Raw genomic sequence first — 15,987 nt, forward strand, 5'->3', positions numbered from 1 at the left:
TCATCTAGCCCACCCGGTTGCGCAGCGCAAAGCTGCTGGTAAAGCGCCGCCGCAGGCGGCCGTCGGCGATGTTCTGCACGTTGTCTGCACAATCGCGGTAAGTCGTGGCGACATCCGCATTGACCGGGCTGGGATCCGCCACCAGCAGGCATACGCGAACGCTGACCACGCGGCTCCAGTCGGGCGCCGCCAGCGCGCTGGCCGGCTGGTATTGCGTGACGTTGGCGGAGTCGGCGTCCTGCGCCACGCCATAGCTAAGCTGCAGGTCCTGGACGTTGTCGAGGATCGGCTCGGCACGCGACGCAGCCATCGTCGCGCCATCGGAGCCGCGGCACATCAGCGTGTTGCCGGTCACGTAGAAGGCGTTCTCCACCACGCCGCGTGCCACCGGGACGGCGCGGCCGTTGCAGTCGGTGACGCTGGCCAGCGAGCCGTCGATGCGCTGGTAGCGCACAGTGATCGCATCCGCATTGGCGTTCGCGGGTGCCACGCAGGCGCCTGTGCCGACGTCGGCGAGCCCGCCCTCGCAACCCAGCACGGGCGCGCCATCGAAGGTGACCGGGCGCGCGCTCAGCAACGACAGGTCAACGCGGCCAAGCCCGGCCAGGCGCAACTGGTCGCCGAGGACCGACAGGGCCCAGCGCGCGCCGTCATCGGCGCTGCGCAGGCCTTCCTGCGTGCGCGTGCTGCGCTGCGTGGTCAGGTAGAACGCGGTGATCGACCCCAGCAGCAGCAGGCTCAGCACCAGCGCAATCATGATTTCCACCAGCGAGCGTCCGCGGCTCGCGATGCGGCGCCGGATCAGGGCCGGAGCGTGACGGTCGCGCATGTGACTCCCCTGGTGTCAAACCCGGCCAGCGTGGCGAAATAAGCGTTGGCCGCCGCGGAGCAATCCACGGCGGCAATGTTCGATGCGGGATCCTTCCAGTACAGCTCCAGCCGGTAGCTGACAAAGCCGGCCGGCACGGTGCCGGCCGGTGCCGCGACTGCGGGGGAAGTCCATGCCGCCACGCCTGCGCCGGGCAGTTGCGCCGACAGCGCGCGCCACCATTGCGAGACGTCCCACGCGGCATACTCCGCCCCGTCGCACGCGACCCGGCTGCAGTCCCTGGCGGGCGCGGCGGGAGGCTGCACCGCCAGTGCATCCAGGTAGGCGTTGGCACCTTCGGGCACGCCTTCAGCCAGGCCTGACGCATTGGCGCGGATACGCTCGGACAAGTCGGTGGCCGCATCGACGATGGTGTAGCGCGCGCTGGCCCCGGAGCGGTAGCGCAGCGACGCCGCCTGCAGCGACATCATGCCGATCAGCACGATCGCGACCAGCACCATGGTGATCAGCACCTCGATCAGGCTGGCGCCGCGCTGGCGCACTGCGGACCGGTTCAGCTGCATGCCGCCGTCCTCTGGTCGATACGTCCGGCATGCGACACGCAGATATTCAGCACGCGCGCATCCGACCCGGACGACGCCACCCGCAGGGCGAGCGCGCCATCGGCCGACAGGAAGCCACGGGCGCTGACCTGGATCGCCTGCACCGGCGCGGCCAGCAGCAGCGACAAGCCATTGCCGGCATCGCGCATGCGGATGATCTCTTCGCCGGCCGCACGTACCTGGTCGTTGTCGGTGTCCTGGAACACGAGCCAGCGGCCGCCCCAGTCAGCCTGCGCATCCTGCGCGCAGACAGTGCTGGTCGCCGTGGTCGCCCGGCAGATCGTCACCGGCACGTTGCGGCGAATCGCTTCGCTGCGCGCCAGCGAAAACAGCCCCGCGACCTCGGCCGCCGCGGCATCGGCGCGCGCGCGCTCAAGGAAGCGCTGGAACGATGGGATGGCGATCGAAGTCGTGATCGCGATCAGCGCGATCACGACCATCAGTTCGATCAGCGTAAAGCCGGACTTGGCCGGGCGCGCGCGCAGTGGAGCGCGTGCGCCGTCGATGCCCGCGCAATGCGCGCGGGCAAACGGCGAACGCCCTCCACACCCGGCCGCGCGGGTGCGAATCGGGCTGCCCATGTCAGCGCAACCGGCTGACTGGCAAGCCTTGCTGCCAAGCTCGTGAAACGACCCTGCTCATGATGACCCCCGGAAGAAATTCCGTCTGGCGACGGGTGCCTCTCTGCGGAAGCACGCCATTGCCACACCCGACTGCGTTCTTTTGATTTTGTCAGCCTGCCGTGGCGGCAGGCGTGAGCCAGAAGACTGTGGATCAAGTTCCGGCCAAAGCAATACCCCGCCATAGTGGGGAATTCAAAATGCAGTGTCAATACCACTTGGCAAGGACACGATTCTCATTTGTCGCCGGCGGACAACGCTGCGATGCATCGCTGGCGACCGGTTCACCGCGGTCTTACCAAATTTTGCGCATTCACATCTGGCGTCTACAAACCGCAGCGCGGCGGCGGGATACGGTTGAGGTACCGAAACGCCCTGACGCGCGCCATGCACCATCGCTTCGCCCTGCCCTTTCGCCTGCCCTGCCGCCTGCCCAGCCGCCCGCCCCGTTGCCTTCCTCCAGGTGGCACCGTCCACGGCTACATCCTGTTCGAATCGCTCTGCGGACTGGCGATCTTCACCGCCGGCCTGGCATCGCTCGCGATCCTGGGGCCGACGGGGCTCGGCTGGCAGCGCGCGCTGGATCAGGCCAGCCATGACACGCGCAGGACGGCGGAATGGGCCGAGCTGGCGCCATGGCCGGCCGGATCGCCGCTGAACCGCGCCGGCGCGGAACTGCCATGAGAACGCAGCCGATGCGCCGCCATGGCCTGGGCTTCTCGCTGACCGAAGCCATGGTCGGCCTGGCGCTCGGGCTGATCGTCGCCGCCGTCGCCACGGCGGCATGGCAGGTGGCACTCTCCGCCTACCGCAGCGCGGCGGAGCGCGTCCTGCTGGAGGAGCGCGGCCAACGCACGCTCGCCATCCTGGCCGCGCTGCTGCGCCAGGCCGGCTGGCATGCCGGCACGCTCGACGCGTCAGCGCCGCCCGCCGTCAGCGGCGCCGACGACTGCGGGCAGCCAGGCATCGCCGAGGTGCCGACGTGCGCCCGCCACGGTGTCGCGCACAGCGATGTGCTGCTGGTGCGGTTCAGCGGCCAGGGGCAGTCCGGCGACGCGAGCCAGCCTGACGAGACCATGATCGATTGCAGTGGGTATCCGCTGGCCGCACGGGTGGCCGGGGCCGGCAGCGCCACGGATTTTGTCGCGGCAAACATGCTCTATGTAGCCGCCGCCACGGACGGCGAGCCGCAGCTGCTATGCCGCTACCCGTCCCGCCGCAATGGCCAGGTCGACGGGCACGGCTGGACGTCGGGGGCACTGGTCCGTGGCGTCGCCTCGCTGCAGCTGCGCTTCGGCATAGACATGGATGGCGACCGTCAGCCTGACGCGTTCCTGCCTGCGGCACGGGTCCAGGCCATGGGTGCGCACGCATGGCAGCGCGTGCTGGCGGTGCAGGTCGCGCTTGCGCTGCAGGGCGAGCAGCGCGGCATTCCCCGCGACGCCGGCGTGAAGGCGGGCGCTGACGATGCCCTGGCCGACCTGCAGGCAGCGCCAGTCGACACGCACCGCGCCAGCCGGCGCGTGTTCGCCACCACGGTCCGCCTGCGCAACGCCCCGCGCTGCGAGGAGACGCTATGCTGAGGCCGCACGCCATGACGCAGGCCGGCGGCATCACGCTGCTGTTCGCGGCAACAATGCTGCTGCTGGTCGCCGCCACCGCGGCGGCCATGCTGCAAATGCTTCTGGCAGGCCGGCAACTGGCGGCGGCCGGCCGCGATCGCGAGATCGCGTTCCGGGCAGCAGAAGCCGCCCTGCTCGAGGCGGAGGCCGAACTGCTCGCCGCCGCCGGTGGCAGTGACGACCGCTTCGGCCAGTGGCCCGCCGCAGGCGAATGCGGCCGCGGCGCACAGGCAGCGCTGTGCAACACTGCGCATGCGGGCACGCCGGTATGGCAGCCGTGGCTGCATGGCCTGGCTACGGGCCTGGCGCTTGGCGTGCCGGCAAGCGGCGTTGCCGTCGTGCCAGGAGCCACCTTGCCGGACGCCTTTGCTGGTTCGTACACGGCGCCGCGCTACGTTGCCGAGCTGCTCGACGACGGTCCCGTGCTCGACGAAGGCTGGCCGGCCTTGCCGCGGCTGCGCATCACCGCCGTCGGCTTCGGCCGCTCGCCCGCGGTACGGGCCGTCGTGCAGAGCATCGTGCAGCCATGAACTTGCGCACCGCCCTCCTGCTTGCCTGCGTGCTCGCGCTGCTGCCTGGCCTGGCGGTTGCGGCCGGCAACGACAGCGCTGCCGGCCGGCTCCCGCTCGCCTACCAGATCGAACCCGGCGCAAGACCCTGGACTGGCCGGTTGCGTGCAGTCGGCTGGCAACCCTCGCTCGCCGGCACTGGTGATGACCGCCAGCCGCTGTCCGGCCTGTGGGAAGCGGGTGCCTTGCTGGATGCCCGGCAACCCGCATCGCGCAGGATCTACACCTCGCTGCCGGCCGCCATGCTCCGGCCAGAGCGGCTGGTGTCGCTTCAATGGCCCGACCTTGACGATGCCACGCGCGAGCGACTCGACATCCAGCAACTGGCCTGGCTGCGCGGCGACAATGCCAATCCCGCGCTGCGCCCGCGCGAGACGCGGCTGGCGAGCGCACCTGGCGCGCGCGTGCTGGTGGTCGCGCCGCCGGCGTGGCAGCCGGGACAGCCTGGCCATGCTCCCTTTCGCGTGCGCCATGCACAGCGGCCGCACATGGCATGGCTCGGCACCGTCGATGGCCAGGTGCACGGCTTCGATGCCGTCACCGGCGAGGAGCGTGCCGTCTACCTGCCGCGCACGCTGCTGCCGCTTGCCGCCACCATGGCCGAGTCCAAGGCACCGGTCGCGCCCAATCCTTGCCCCCGCCCGGAAAGCGGCGACGCCGTCGTCGAGGGTGCCTGGCGCACGCTGCTGCTGTGCGCGTTCCGCGGCGGGCCGGAAGATATCGCCGGGGTGTTTGCGCTGGACATCACCGAACCGGACGCCGCGCCGCCATTGCGATTGCTGTGGGAACACGCCGCCACGCCGGCCTTGCCGCTTGCCGGCATCGGGCCGGTTCGCGCGGCCGCGCTAAGCGACGGCCAGGCGCAGCGCTGGCATGCCATCGCACTGCTGGCGCCGCCGGCGGAGCCCGGGCTGGCGCTGCTGCCGCTCGACACGCCAGCGGCGCCATGGCGCATGCTGCGCGTGGCCAGGCAAGGCTGCGACGGCAAGCCATCGACGGCCGCGCTGCGCGCCGTGACCGTGGCAACGGCGTTCGATGGCACGGCGCTGGCTGCGTACGCCACCGATGCTGACGGCCAGCTGTGGCGCTTTGCGCTGGGCGATGTCCTGCGGCAGCAGCCAGCACCGCCGGCCACTTGTTTGCACCGCCTGCGCGGCGGGGTCGTCTTTGCCGAACCGGCCCCGCCGGTGGTGCTGGGCACGCCGGCGCAACCACTGGTGGTTTATGCCGCCGGCAACGAACTGGCCGCCGTGGCCGATGGCCCCCATGCCGCCAGCCGGCCCGCCAGCATCGAAGTGCGCGCACAAGGGGCAGGCTTTGTCCTCCAGGCCGCACCGGGCCAGGCGCAAGCGGTGGGCTGGCATCTCGTCCTGCCCGATGCCGGGGAACAGGTCGAGCGCCTCAGCCTGGCCTCGCCGGGTTACCTCGTCGTCGTGACACGCCTGCCGGACGGCAGGCAGCGGACCTACCTGGTGCTGGGTGCCACTGGCGAGTCAGTCGGCCGCAAGGCGGACGGCGCGCCGGTGCTTCCCTTTGTCACCGGGCAGGTCGGCGAAGACCCGCCGGTCCTCACCCGTGAGGCCCTGCCGGGAATGACACCCCAGGCCGGCAGCGCCGGCCGCGAGGTCCACGCGCTGGCGCTATGGGCAGTGGAGAACGGCGTGGCAACGCGCCTTGCTCGCGTGGTGGCAAGCCGTCGCACCGGCCGGCTGGCATGGCGCGAACTGGCGGGTCCGGCCAAGGAGACGGCACCATGAATCCGCGCGGCTTTTCCCTGATCGAGCTGATGGCCGCGGTGGTGATCGCCGCGCTGCTGGCCTCGCTGGCCGTGCCGGCCTGGCACGAGCATCTGCGCCGCGGCTGGCGCGCCCAGGCACGCGCCGAACTGATTTCTGCCTTGCTGGAACTGGAACGGCACGCCGCGGGAGCCATGAGCTTCGCCACGCAGCCCGGAGCCGACACCGCGGCCGGCGACTGGCCGCGCCCGGTGCCCGCGACCGGCCAGGCACGCCATGTCATTTCGGCAACGCCCTGCCCGGCGGCGGGCCTGGATACCTGCGTCGAACTGCGCGCCACGCCGCGCCAGCCCGACCGGCAGTGCGGCGTGCTGATCCTGCGCAGCACTGGTCAGTGGCTGGCTTGGCCCGAGAACGTCGACCGGCCCGGCCCGTTGCCGGCGGAGTGCTGACATGCCACGCGTTGCTCGCTGCGCCGGCATGAGCCTGGCCGAGCTGCTGGCCTGCCTCGCCATCCTGGCGGTGCTGGCCGCCACGGCCTGGCCATCCTTCAGCGCACTGCTGGCACGCCAGGCCGTGGACCAGGCCGCCGACCGGCTCGCCGCGTCGCTGGCGCTGGCGCGCTCCACGGCCATGGCCCGCCGCATCGAAGTGACGCTACAGCCGCTGGACGGGCAACCCGGCCTGGACCGCGGCTGGCAACTGCTGGCCGGATCCGGCCCGGATGCGACGCCGCTGGCGGTAGTCGAGCCCGCCGCGTCCTGCCTGCGCGTGGCGCTGCGGCAGACCGGCCGCGACAGCCATACGATGCGATTCACAGCTGTGGGATACTCTCGGTCTGAACAAGGCGGCTTCCAGGCGGCCACCTTCGCGCTCAGCTGCCGCGGCGCGCAGCGCCAGGTGCGCCTTGGCGCCCAGGGCCGCATCCGGCTCTGCACGCCGGGCCGCGACAGCGATTGCGACGCGGCGGACGGCCCGGAACCGCCGTAACCCTGGAACCCCGGACAGACTCTCCTCCCATCCACCGCAAACCGGCCACGAGCTACAGGCGCCATGTTTTCCGATAAAGACCACGCCGCCATGCAACAGGCCCTCGCGCTCGCCGCGCGGGGCATGTTCACCACCACGCCCAATCCGCGCGTCGGCTGCGTGCTGGTCAAGGACGGCCAGGTCATCGGCCAGGGTTACACCCAGCCGGCCGGACAGGACCATGCCGAAATCCAGGCGATGAAAGACGCGCTGTCGCGCGGGCTGGATCCGGACGGCGCCACCGCCTACGTCACGCTCGAGCCGTGCAGCCACTTCGGCCGCACGCCGCCATGCGCCGATGCGCTGGTGCGCGCCGGCGTGGCGCGGGTGGTGGCGGCCATGGAAGACCCGAACCCCTCGGTATCCGGAAGCGGCCTGCAGCGGCTGCGCGATGCCGGCATCGACGTGCGCTGCGGACTGCTGGAAAAGGAAGCGCGCGATCTCAATATCGGCTTCGTGTCGCGCATGACGCGCGGGCTGCCGTGGGTGCGGGTCAAGGTGGCGGCGTCGATGGACGGCGGCACCGCGCTGCATGACGGCACCAGCCAGTGGATCACCGGCCAGGCGGCGCGCGACGACGGCCATGCCTGGCGCGCGCGTGCCTGCGCGATCCTGACCGGCATCGGCACGGTCCGCGACGACGACCCGGCCCTGACCGTGCGCGCGCTCGCCACGCCACGCCAGCCGCAGCGGATCCTGGTCGATTCGCGGCTGGAAGTGCCGCTCGACGCAAAGATCCTGACGCCGGACGCCGGCGAGTTCGCCAAGCCGGTGCTGGTGTTCTGCGCGGTGGAGGACCGCGAACGCCAGCGGGCGCTGGAAGCGCGCGGCGCCGAAGTGGTAGTGCTGCCCAACCCGCACGGCAAGGTCGAGCTGCCCCGGATGCTGCAGGAACTGGGCCGGCGCGGCATCAACGAATTGCACGTCGAAGCCGGCTTCAAGCTCAATGGCTCGCTGGTGCGCGAACACTGCGCCGACGAGCTGCTGATCTACCTGGCGCCCAAGCTGCTCGGCGACGCGCAGGGCATGTTCAACCTGCCGCCGCTGGGGCGGCTGCAGGATGCCGCGCAGTTCCGCTGGCATGAAATCCGGCAGATCGGCGATGACCTGCGGCTGATCGCGCGCCGCAACGACGCCTGACCTCCTGATCGCCTACCCCCCCAGATTGACCAAGACAGAAGACACCACCATGTTCACAGGCATTGTCGCGGCCGTCGGCCGCATTGAAACCGTAACCCCGCTGGGTGCCGCCGATGCCGGCGTGCGCCTGCATATCGCCGCCGGCGGCCTGGACCTGTCCGATGTGATCATCGGCGACAGCATTGCGATCCAGGGCGCCTGCATGACGGTGATCGCCATGGGCGCGGACAGCTTCGACGTCGAGGTCTCGCGCGAGTCGCTCGACAAGACCGTCGGCCTGGAGCGCGCCGGCCGCGTCAACCTGGAAAAGGCGCTGCGCCTGGCCGACCGCCTCGGCGGCCACCTGGTCTCCGGGCACGTCGACGGGCTGGGCGAAGTGGTGCATTTCGCGCCCGTCGGCGAATCGCATGAGCTGCGCATCCGCGCGCCGCGCGAGCTGGCCCGCTACCTTGCCTACAAGGGCTCGGTGGTGGTCAACGGCGTCTCGCTGACCGTCAACCGCGTAAGCGACGAGGCCGACGAGGCCGACGAGCCCGGCGGCTGCGTGTTCTCGATCAACCTGATCCCGCACACGGTCGAGGTCACCACGCTGCAGGAGTTGCAGCCCGGCGCCCGCGTGAACCTGGAAATCGACCTGATCGCGCGCTACGTGGAGCGGATGCTGTCCACGGCCGACGCCGGCAAGTAAGTCCCGGAGTTCGCCCAGCCCCCCTTCCCCGCACCGCGCCGCACTTTCCCGCGGCGCGGCCGCCCGCGCAGCCTGCCTTGGCGTACAATAGCGGGCTTGACTGGGCACCCTGCCGGGCGTATATGCCAAGGCCGGCGGGCCCGACGCCCCGCCTCAGTCCGGCCGCCTTCCGACGCGGCCACCGTTCCCGTCCGCCTTATTCGCGGCATTTCGCTCGTTTCGCCTCAATTTGCCGTCCTGCACGCCATGACAATCGCCCGTACCGAAGACATCATTGCCGACATCCGTGCCGGCCGCATGGTCATCCTTGTCGACGAGGAAGACCGCGAGAATGAAGGCGACCTGGTGCTGGCTGCCGACTTCGTCACGCCGGAAGCGATCAACTTCATGGCCAAGCATGGCCGCGGCCTGATCTGCCTGACGCTGACCGCCGAGCGCTGCCGCCAGCTGGACCTGCACCCCATGGTCAGCCGCAACGGCACCCAGCACGGCACCAACTTCACGGTGTCGATCGAGGCCGCCGAAGGCGTGACCACCGGCATCTCGGCCGCCGACCGCGCCCGCACCGTGCAGGCCGCGGTGGCCCGCGACGCCAGGCCGGCCGACCTGGTCCAGCCCGGCCACATCTTCCCGCTGACGGCCCAGCCCGGCGGCGTGCTGATCCGCGCCGGCCATACCGAGGCCGGTTGCGACCTGGGCGCGCTGGCCGGCCTGACGCCCGCCGCCGTGATCTGCGAGATCATGAAGGACGACGGCACCATGGCGCGCCTGCCCGACCTGATCGAGTTCGCGCAGGAGCACGACCTGAAGATCGGCACCATTGCCGACCTGATCCACTACCGCAGCCGCACCGAGAGCATCATCGAGCGCGTCGGCGAACGCGACATGCAGACGCCGTACGGCACCTTCCGCAGCATCGCCTACCGCGACAAGCCGACCGGCCAGGCCCACCTGGCACTGGTGCGCGGCACGCCGACGCCGGACCAGGAAACGCTGGTGCGCGTGCACGAGCCCTTCTCGGTGCTGGACCTGCTGGAAGTGAAGTCCACGACGCACTCGTGGAGCATCCCGGCGGCGATGCAGGCCATCGACCAGGCCGACAGCGGCGTGATCGTGCTGCTGAACTGCGGCGACACCGTCGAGCAGCTGTTCACGCAGTTCACCGCACTCGACGCCCCGCAGACCCGCCCCCGCCGCAAGCCGGACCTGCGCACCTACGGCATGGGCGCGCAGATCCTGAAGGATGTCGGCGTCGGCAAGATGCGCGTGCTCGCCGCCAAGCAGCGCATGCCCAGCATGACCGGCTTCGACCTGGAAGTGACCGGCTACCAGCCCATGAACGAGCCGATGAATGGCCAGGCCGACTGAGCCTTCCCGGACTAAGCTTCCCCCAATAGCTTCCCCCAAATACCCCGGCCGCGGCGCCACGCCGCCGCGGCCGCCCCGAAAACTGGAGAACTGAACAATGGATCACGGCTTCTACCCCAGCAACCTCGACGGTGAAGGCCTGCGTATCGGCATCGTGCAGGCGCGCTTCAACGAGCCGGTCTGCGCCGAACTGCTCGAAGCCTGCGTGGCCGAGCTGGAAAAGCTCGGCGTCGAAGGCGAGGACACCCTGGTGGTGACCGTGCCCGGCGCGCTGGAAGTGCCGCTGGCACTGCAGAAGATGGCCGAGAGCGGCCAGTTCGACGCGCTGGTCGCGCTCGGCGCCGTGGTGCGCGGCGAAACCTACCACTTCGAGCTGGTCTCGAACGAATCCGGCGCCGGCATCACCCGCGTCGGCCTGGATTTCAACGTGCCGGTCGCCAACGGCATCCTGACCGTCGATACTGACGAGCAGGCCCATGCCCGCACCCGCGAAAAGGGCCGCGACTGCGCCCGCGCCGCGGTGGAGATGGCCAACCTGGTCGATGCGCTGGACTCGCTGCGCGGCCAGGAAGACGATGAGGACGATGATGAGTGATACGTCCAACGCCCCCGGCAATGCGGGCGGCAATGACGGCGGCAAGCCCGCCGGCAACAAGGCCGCGGCCCGCACCGAAGCCAAGGCACCGCCCAAGAGCGCGCGCCGCCGCTCGCGCGAGCTGGCGCTGCAGGGCCTGTACCAATGGCTGCTGAACCGCAACGACATCGGCGCGATCCAGGCCCACCTGCATGACGCGCAAGGCTTCAACAAGGCCGACCGCGAGCACTTCGACGCGCTGCTCAATGGCGCCGTGCGCGAAGAGGCCCGCCTGACCGCCGCGTTCGAGCCGTTCCTGGACCGCACCGTGGACGAGCTGTCGCCGGTGGAGCGCGCCGCGCTGCTGGTCGGCAGCTACGAGCTGGTGCACTGCATCGACATCCCGTACAAGGTCGTGATCAACGAAGCGGTCGAACTGACCAAGACCTTTGGCGGCGTCGAAGGCTACAAGTACGTCAACGGCGTGCTGGACAAGCTCGCCGCCCAGGTGCGCGCGGCCGAGGTCGCGGCGCGCCGCTGAGCCAGGCACCCGCGCCGGCCGGCACGACAGCCGGCCAGGCCTGACGAAACACCCGCCGCGGCGGGTGTTTTCGTTTATACGTATTCTTTTTACTGAACGGGCCCCGCCCGCCTCTCCCCATCGCCATGGACATGCAACGTCTTGCCACCGCCGCCCGCGTCGCCAACATCAATGCCTTTCACGTGATGGAACTGGCCAAGCAGGCCGCCGAACTCGAGCGCGCCGGCCGCCATATCGTGCACATGGGCATCGGCGAGCCGGACTTCACCGCCGCCGAGCCGGTGGTGCGCGCGGCCGAGGCGGCGATGCGCCGCGGTGTCACGCAATACACCGGCGCGCTGGGCATCCATCCGCTGCGCGAGGCCATTGCCGGCTATTACAGGACGGCCTACGGCCTGGACCTCCCGGCGCGCCGCGTGATCGTCACGGCGGGAGCTTCCGGCGCGCTGCTGCTGGCGTGCGCGGTGCTGGTCGAGATCGGCGCCGAGGTGCTGATGCCCGATCCCAGCTACCCGTGCAACCGCCACTTCGTCGCCGCCTTCGACGGCGCGGCGCGCATGATCCCGAGCGGGCCGGCCGAGCGCTTCCAGCTCACCGCCGCGCAGGTCGAGGCCAACTGGCGCGGGCAGACCCGCGGCGTGCTGCTGGCCACGCCGTCCAACCCGACCGGCACCTCGATCCTGCCCGACGAGCTCGGCCGCATCCTGCAGGCGGTGCGCGCACGCAACGGCTTCGCCATCGTCGACGAGATCTACCAGGGGCTGTCGTACGACGCGGCGCCGGTCTCGGCGCTGAGCCTGGACGACAACGTGGTCACGGTGAACAGCTTCTCCAAGTACTTCAACATGACCGGCTGGCGGCTGGGCTGGCTGGTGGTGCCGGATGCGCTGGTCGAGGCCTTCGAGAAGGTCGCCCAGAACCTCTTTATCTGCGCCTCCGCCGTGGCACAGTACGCGGCGCGCGCCTGCTTCACCCCCGAGGCGCTGGCGATCTACGACGAACGCAAGGCCGAGTTCCGCCGCCGCCGCGACCTGATCGTGCCGGCGCTGGAGGCGCTGGGCCTGCGCGTGCCGGTGCGCCCGGACGGCGCCTTCTACGTCTATGCCGACTGCCGCGGCGTCAACCACCCGGCCGCCGGCGACGCCGACCGGCTGACCCAGGCGATGCTGCACGACGCGGGCGTGGTGATGGTGCCGGGGCAGGATTTCGGGCCGCATACCGCCAGCGACTACATCCGCATCTCGTATGCGACCTCGCGCGCGAACATCGAGGAAGCGATGACCCGGCTGGCCAGGCTGTTCCGCTGAGGCGCCAAGGGGCGCCAGGCAAAGAAAAAGCACCCCGCGGGGTGCTTTTTCTTTTGAGACCCGGACGCCAAGCCTCAGGCGTTGTTCGAGCCGTTGCTGGCTTCCAGCTTCTCGGTCGGTGCGACATGCTCGGCCGGGGCCTTGCCGTTGCCGCCCGCCTTGCCGTTGTCGGCCGGCGCCGCGCGCACGCCGATCAGCTGGCGCAGGCGGGCACGCTCGGCCAGCACCTTGGCGCCGTAGCCGCCATCGGTCGCCGTGGTGGCGCCGACGTAGTACTTCAGGCCGCCCTCGAGCGAGCCGGCGCGGGCGATGCAGTCCTTCAGCACCAGCGCACCGATCTTGATATTGGCGTACGGGTTCAGCGCCGCGGCGACGCCGCCCACGGCCTCGTACTTGTCCTGGTGGACCTTGGTCATGACCTGCATCAGGCCCTGCGCGCCCATGCCGCTCTCGGCGTACGGGTTGAAGCTGGACTCGATCGCGATCACGCCCAGGATCAGCAGTGGGTCGATGCCGACCTCGCGGCCGGTCAGGTAGGCTGCCTTGACCAGTTGCGCGGTGGCCTGCGCCGCCACGCGGTACTTGCGGGCGATGTAGTCGGCCACGGCCGCCTGCTCGCGTGCGGTGCCGAGCGTGGCGGTATTGCGGGCGTCCACCGCCACGCGCGTGACCGGGATCCGCTCGGCCAGGTGCGCGACCGATGGCACCTTGGCGCCAACTGCCGAGCCCCATTCGTCCACGCCGGACACGGTCGGCAGGCCCGTCTTGCCATAGGCCAGCTTGGCCGCGGCGACGTCCGCCGTGCTTGCCGGCACGGCGAGGCGGGCCACGTCCGTGGCGGCCACGGCAGGCTCCGACGGCATGGCGGCATTGACCAGCACCGCGGGCGCCTCATCGCCGGCCAGCAGCGCGGCCGCCATGGTGCGCCATTCCTGGCTTACCGACAGCGACACGGCCGAAGCCACGGACACCACGCCAAGGCTGTTCAGCGCGTACTTCAGCGTTGTGCGGCCACCGCGCAAGGCGCGGCCCGCGACCGGATGCGCGAGACGGACCTGCAATGCCCGTCTCACTCCGGGTACCGGCTGGCGGAGGCGAACCTGCAAGGCGCGTCCGATGCCGGGAAGATGAAGGGTTTTCCAACCGCTCATGCTTACCTCCATCCGTTGCCCGCTTCGCATGCCAGACTGCGGCATACGCCCGATCTCAACGTACTCAAGTAAGGATGCCGCGCCGTCCAGCAGTGACGGCCAAGCATCTGTTGGCAGGCGCTCCCCATGCGCCCAACTGGAAACAGGGTCGACTCTGGGGGAGCCCACCCTGCCACGACTAATCTCGACAACCGTAAAACGCTCCGGCTCCCTGCCGGAGGCAACCGCCTCGGCCCGCCATTGCATCGGGCCGGTACCTCGGTCTGTTGATCTGACTGGAGCGAATCGTGCGATCCCCCGCACTTTTTCTATGTGCACCCCTTGACACAAGGGTGAAATCTATGTTGCGACGCAACACTCCATCAGCAAGACCGGATTGTAGGAACGGTGTTATACCTCGTCAAGAATAAGAATAACGATTCACACTACTTTTGGTTATTTGTAACAAGCCTTATCTTGTCGTGCACGCATCACTCGCGGGCCCGCAAACGTAGTCCTGGCCTAGCCTCGCAGACGTTGACGCCACGCTTGCAACAACAAAAAACTTACAATTTCCCCCACCCCGATTTGCTGATTTTTTTGCCGGGGCGCCGGTGAATGTGTATCGTCACCGACCTGGATGCTGCCTTGGGCGGGCCGGACATGGCCCGCACCACAACCGAATTCACTATGCAATACAAAGACTTGCGCGACTTTATCGGCCAGCTCGAGCAGATGGGCGAACTTCGCCGCGTCTCCCGCCCGGTCTCGCCCATCCTGGAAATGACCGAGGTCTGCGACCGGCTGCTGCGCGCCGGCGGCCCCGCCGTGCTATTCGAGCGGCCCGCCGGCGCGGGGGCCGGTGACGGTATCTATAGCGTCCCGGTACTGGCCAATCTGTTCGGCACGACACACAGGGTCGCACTCGGCATGGGCGCCGAATCGATGGAAGACCTGCGCGACATCGGCCGCGTGCTGTCAGCCCTGAAGGAACCTGAGCCGCCGCGCGGACTGCGCGAAGCCGGCAAGCTGTTTACGCTCGCCAAATCTGTGTGGGATATGGCACCAAAGCGCGTCAGCAGCCCGCCCTGCCAGGAGGTGGTCTGGGAAGGCAACGACGTCGACCTGGCGCGCCTGCCGATCCAGACCTGCTGGCCCGGCGACGCCGCGCCGCTGATCACCTGGGGCCTGGTCGTCACCAAGGGCCCGCACAAGAAGCGCCAGAACCTGGGCATCTACCGCCAGCAGGTGATCGGCCGCAACCAGGTCATCATGCGCTGGCTGGCGCACCGCGGCGGCGCCCTCGACTTCCGCGAGCATGCGCTGGCCAACCCCGGCCAGCCGTTCCCGATCGCGGTGGCGCTGGGCGCCGACCCCGCCACCATCCTGGGCGCGGTGACGCCGGTGCCCGATACGCTGTCGGAGTACCAGTTCGCCGGCCTGCTGCGCGGCAGCCGCACCGCGCTGGCCGGCTGCGTGACGCCGACCCTGTCCGAGCTGAGCGTGCCGGCGTCGGCCGAGATCGTGCTGGAAGGCCATATCCAGCCGGACCCGAACCACCCGTCCGGCTACCAGCATGCGCTGGAAGGCCCGTTCGGCGACCACACCGGCTACTACAACGAGCAGGACTGGTTCCCGGTGTTCACCATCGACCGCATCACCATGCGGCGCGACCCGATCTACCACTCCACCTACACCGGCAAGCCGCCCGACGAGCCCGCCGTGCTGGGCGTGGCCCTGAACGAGGTGTTCGTGCCGCTGCTGCAGAAGCAGTTCCCGGAAATCACCGACTTCTACCTGCCGCCGGAAGGCTGCAGCTACCGCATGGCGCTGGTGCGGATGAAGAAGCAGTACGCCGGCCATGCCAAGCGCGTGATGTTCGGGGTCTGGAGCTTCCTGCGCCAGTTCATGTATACGAAGTTCATCGTGGTGGTCGATGACGATGTCGACGTGCGCGACTGGAAGGAAGTGATCTGGGCCATCACCACGCGCGTCGACCCCAGCCGCGACACGGTGCTGGTCGACAACACGCCGATCGACTACCTGGACTTCGCCTCGCCGGTGTCGGGCCTGGGCTCCAAGATGGGCATCGACGCCACCGACAAGTGGCCCGGCGAGACCACGCGCGAATGGGGAACGCCGATCGCCATGGACGCGACGGTCAAGGCCAGGGTCGACACCATGTGGGAAAGCCTGTTCGACCGCCCCGCGGGCACCTGACCGGCAATCGCC

The 15,987-nt window shown here is 69.7% G+C and carries 17 protein-coding genes; 13 read left to right on the forward strand and 4 right to left on the reverse strand.

Translation table 11 applies throughout. From position 1 onward, the window contains the following. Nucleotides 1–4: 4 nt before the first annotated feature. The 3 genes from JTE92_RS25620 to JTE92_RS25630 are packed head-to-tail and all read right to left on the reverse strand — an operon-like array spanning nt 5 to nt 2,012. The gene (locus JTE92_RS25620) at nt 5–829 is read right to left on the reverse strand and encodes a PilW family protein (RefSeq protein ID WP_063240497.1); all 825 of its coding nucleotides are present in this window, start codon (nt 827–829) and stop codon (nt 5–7) included. Continuing rightward, nucleotides 802–1,392: a type IV pilus modification protein PilV gene (gene pilV, locus JTE92_RS25625; protein WP_063240498.1), complete on the reverse strand. Its 591-nt coding sequence runs from the start codon at nt 1,390–1,392 to the stop codon at nt 802–804. Before pilV ends, JTE92_RS25620 begins: the two co-directional genes overlap by 28 nt. Then, nucleotides 1,383–2,012 carry a GspH/FimT family pseudopilin gene (locus JTE92_RS25630; RefSeq protein WP_063240499.1) on the reverse strand — a complete coding sequence of 210 codons (630 nt, stop codon included), beginning with the start codon at nt 2,010–2,012 and terminating at the stop codon, nt 1,383–1,385. Before JTE92_RS25630 ends, pilV begins: the two co-directional genes overlap by 10 nt. A gap of 426 nt (nt 2,013–2,438) precedes the next feature. On the opposite strand from JTE92_RS25630, the gene JTE92_RS25635 reads away from it, so the two are divergent. From JTE92_RS25635 to JTE92_RS25690, 12 genes are all read left to right on the forward strand, one after another. Further along, a complete protein-coding gene (locus JTE92_RS25635; protein ID WP_063240500.1) occupies nt 2,439–2,735 on the forward strand; it encodes a hypothetical protein in 297 nt (98 codons plus the stop codon). Continuing rightward, nucleotides 2,732–3,634 carry a PilW family protein gene (locus tag JTE92_RS25640; protein WP_063240501.1) on the forward strand — a complete coding sequence of 301 codons (903 nt, stop codon included), beginning with the start codon at nt 2,732–2,734 and terminating at the stop codon, nt 3,632–3,634. The genes JTE92_RS25635 and JTE92_RS25640 overlap by 4 nt, the downstream gene beginning before the upstream one ends. Continuing rightward, a complete protein-coding gene (locus JTE92_RS25645; protein WP_063240502.1) occupies nt 3,628–4,203 on the forward strand; it encodes a pilus assembly protein in 576 nt (191 codons plus the stop codon). Before JTE92_RS25640 ends, JTE92_RS25645 begins: the two co-directional genes overlap by 7 nt. Then, on the forward strand, nt 4,200–5,999 hold the full coding sequence (locus tag JTE92_RS25650) for a pilus assembly protein (protein ID WP_063240503.1): 1,800 nt from the start codon (nt 4,200–4,202) through the stop codon (nt 5,997–5,999). The genes JTE92_RS25645 and JTE92_RS25650 overlap by 4 nt, the downstream gene beginning before the upstream one ends. Next, nucleotides 5,996–6,430 (forward strand): type IV pilin protein, encoded by a 435-nt coding sequence (locus JTE92_RS25655; RefSeq protein ID WP_063240504.1) that lies wholly within the window; start codon nt 5,996–5,998, stop codon nt 6,428–6,430. The genes JTE92_RS25650 and JTE92_RS25655 overlap by 4 nt, the downstream gene beginning before the upstream one ends. 1 nt (nt 6,431) lies before the next feature. Next, nucleotides 6,432–6,968 carry a GspH/FimT family pseudopilin gene (locus tag JTE92_RS25660; RefSeq protein ID WP_063240505.1) on the forward strand — a complete coding sequence of 179 codons (537 nt, stop codon included), beginning with the start codon at nt 6,432–6,434 and terminating at the stop codon, nt 6,966–6,968. A gap of 63 nt (nt 6,969–7,031) precedes the next feature. Further along, a complete protein-coding gene (gene ribD / locus JTE92_RS25665) occupies nt 7,032–8,147 on the forward strand; it encodes a bifunctional diaminohydroxyphosphoribosylaminopyrimidine deaminase/5-amino-6-(5-phosphoribosylamino)uracil reductase RibD (RefSeq protein ID WP_063240506.1) in 1,116 nt (371 codons plus the stop codon). Between the two features lie 49 nt (nt 8,148–8,196). Beyond that, on the forward strand, nt 8,197–8,835 hold the full coding sequence (locus tag JTE92_RS25670) for a riboflavin synthase (RefSeq protein WP_063240562.1): 639 nt from the start codon (nt 8,197–8,199) through the stop codon (nt 8,833–8,835). Between the two features lie 246 nt (nt 8,836–9,081). Further along, nucleotides 9,082–10,203, forward strand: a complete 1,122-nt coding sequence (ribBA, locus tag JTE92_RS25675; protein ID WP_063240507.1) for a bifunctional 3,4-dihydroxy-2-butanone-4-phosphate synthase/GTP cyclohydrolase II — start codon at nt 9,082–9,084, stop codon at nt 10,201–10,203. Nucleotides 10,204–10,300: 97 nt separating this feature from the next. Then, the gene (gene ribH / locus JTE92_RS25680) at nt 10,301–10,798 is read left to right on the forward strand and encodes a 6,7-dimethyl-8-ribityllumazine synthase (RefSeq protein ID WP_029045447.1); all 498 of its coding nucleotides are present in this window, start codon (nt 10,301–10,303) and stop codon (nt 10,796–10,798) included. After that, nucleotides 10,791–11,318 carry a transcription antitermination factor NusB gene (gene nusB / locus JTE92_RS25685; protein WP_063240508.1) on the forward strand — a complete coding sequence of 176 codons (528 nt, stop codon included), beginning with the start codon at nt 10,791–10,793 and terminating at the stop codon, nt 11,316–11,318. Before ribH ends, nusB begins: the two co-directional genes overlap by 8 nt. Before the next feature lie 125 nt (nt 11,319–11,443). Continuing rightward, nucleotides 11,444–12,625, forward strand: a complete 1,182-nt coding sequence (locus tag JTE92_RS25690; protein ID WP_063240509.1) for a pyridoxal phosphate-dependent aminotransferase — start codon at nt 11,444–11,446, stop codon at nt 12,623–12,625. A gap of 74 nt (nt 12,626–12,699) precedes the next feature. Here JTE92_RS25690 and JTE92_RS25695 read toward each other — a convergent pair whose 3' ends face one another. Beyond that, nucleotides 12,700–13,776, reverse strand: a complete 1,077-nt coding sequence (locus JTE92_RS25695; protein WP_063240510.1) for a lytic transglycosylase domain-containing protein — start codon at nt 13,774–13,776, stop codon at nt 12,700–12,702. A gap of 669 nt (nt 13,777–14,445) precedes the next feature. Here JTE92_RS25695 and ubiD point away from each other — a divergent pair. Continuing rightward, entirely contained in the window at nt 14,446–15,975 is a 1,530-nt protein-coding gene (gene ubiD, locus JTE92_RS25700; protein ID WP_063240563.1) for a 4-hydroxy-3-polyprenylbenzoate decarboxylase, read from the forward strand. The last annotated feature ends 12 nt before the right edge of the window (nt 15,976–15,987 follow it).

It is taken from the genome of Cupriavidus oxalaticus, assembly GCF_016894385.1.
GTDB classification, from domain to species: domain Bacteria; phylum Pseudomonadota; class Gammaproteobacteria; order Burkholderiales; family Burkholderiaceae; genus Cupriavidus; species Cupriavidus oxalaticus.

What these genes read in the sequence shown, in the direction of transcription:
- JTE92_RS25620 (WP_063240497.1), bottom strand. Translation starts at nt 829, where the DNA reads ATGCGCGACCGTCACGCTCCGGCCCTGATCCGGCGCCGCATCGCGAGC.
- pilV (WP_063240498.1), bottom strand. Translation starts at nt 1,392, where the DNA reads ATGCAGCTGAACCGGTCCGCAGTGCGCCAGCGCGGCGCCAGCCTGATC.
- JTE92_RS25630 (WP_063240499.1), bottom strand. Translation starts at nt 2,012, where the DNA reads ATGGGCAGCCCGATTCGCACCCGCGCGGCCGGGTGTGGAGGGCGTTCG.
- JTE92_RS25635 (WP_063240500.1), top strand. Translation starts at nt 2,439, where the DNA reads ATGCACCATCGCTTCGCCCTGCCCTTTCGCCTGCCCTGCCGCCTGCCC.
- JTE92_RS25640 (WP_063240501.1), top strand. Translation starts at nt 2,732, where the DNA reads ATGAGAACGCAGCCGATGCGCCGCCATGGCCTGGGCTTCTCGCTGACC.
- JTE92_RS25645 (WP_063240502.1), top strand. Translation starts at nt 3,628, where the DNA reads ATGCTGAGGCCGCACGCCATGACGCAGGCCGGCGGCATCACGCTGCTG.
- JTE92_RS25650 (WP_063240503.1), top strand. Translation starts at nt 4,200, where the DNA reads ATGAACTTGCGCACCGCCCTCCTGCTTGCCTGCGTGCTCGCGCTGCTG.
- JTE92_RS25655 (WP_063240504.1), top strand. Translation starts at nt 5,996, where the DNA reads ATGAATCCGCGCGGCTTTTCCCTGATCGAGCTGATGGCCGCGGTGGTG.
- JTE92_RS25660 (WP_063240505.1), top strand. Translation starts at nt 6,432, where the DNA reads ATGCCACGCGTTGCTCGCTGCGCCGGCATGAGCCTGGCCGAGCTGCTG.
- ribD (WP_063240506.1), top strand. Translation starts at nt 7,032, where the DNA reads ATGTTTTCCGATAAAGACCACGCCGCCATGCAACAGGCCCTCGCGCTC.
- JTE92_RS25670 (WP_063240562.1), top strand. Translation starts at nt 8,197, where the DNA reads ATGTTCACAGGCATTGTCGCGGCCGTCGGCCGCATTGAAACCGTAACC.
- ribBA (WP_063240507.1), top strand. Translation starts at nt 9,082, where the DNA reads ATGACAATCGCCCGTACCGAAGACATCATTGCCGACATCCGTGCCGGC.
- ribH (WP_029045447.1), top strand. Translation starts at nt 10,301, where the DNA reads ATGGATCACGGCTTCTACCCCAGCAACCTCGACGGTGAAGGCCTGCGT.
- nusB (WP_063240508.1), top strand. Translation starts at nt 10,791, where the DNA reads ATGAGTGATACGTCCAACGCCCCCGGCAATGCGGGCGGCAATGACGGC.
- JTE92_RS25690 (WP_063240509.1), top strand. Translation starts at nt 11,444, where the DNA reads ATGGACATGCAACGTCTTGCCACCGCCGCCCGCGTCGCCAACATCAAT.
- JTE92_RS25695 (WP_063240510.1), bottom strand. Translation starts at nt 13,776, where the DNA reads ATGAGCGGTTGGAAAACCCTTCATCTTCCCGGCATCGGACGCGCCTTG.
- ubiD (WP_063240563.1), top strand. Translation starts at nt 14,446, where the DNA reads ATGCAATACAAAGACTTGCGCGACTTTATCGGCCAGCTCGAGCAGATG.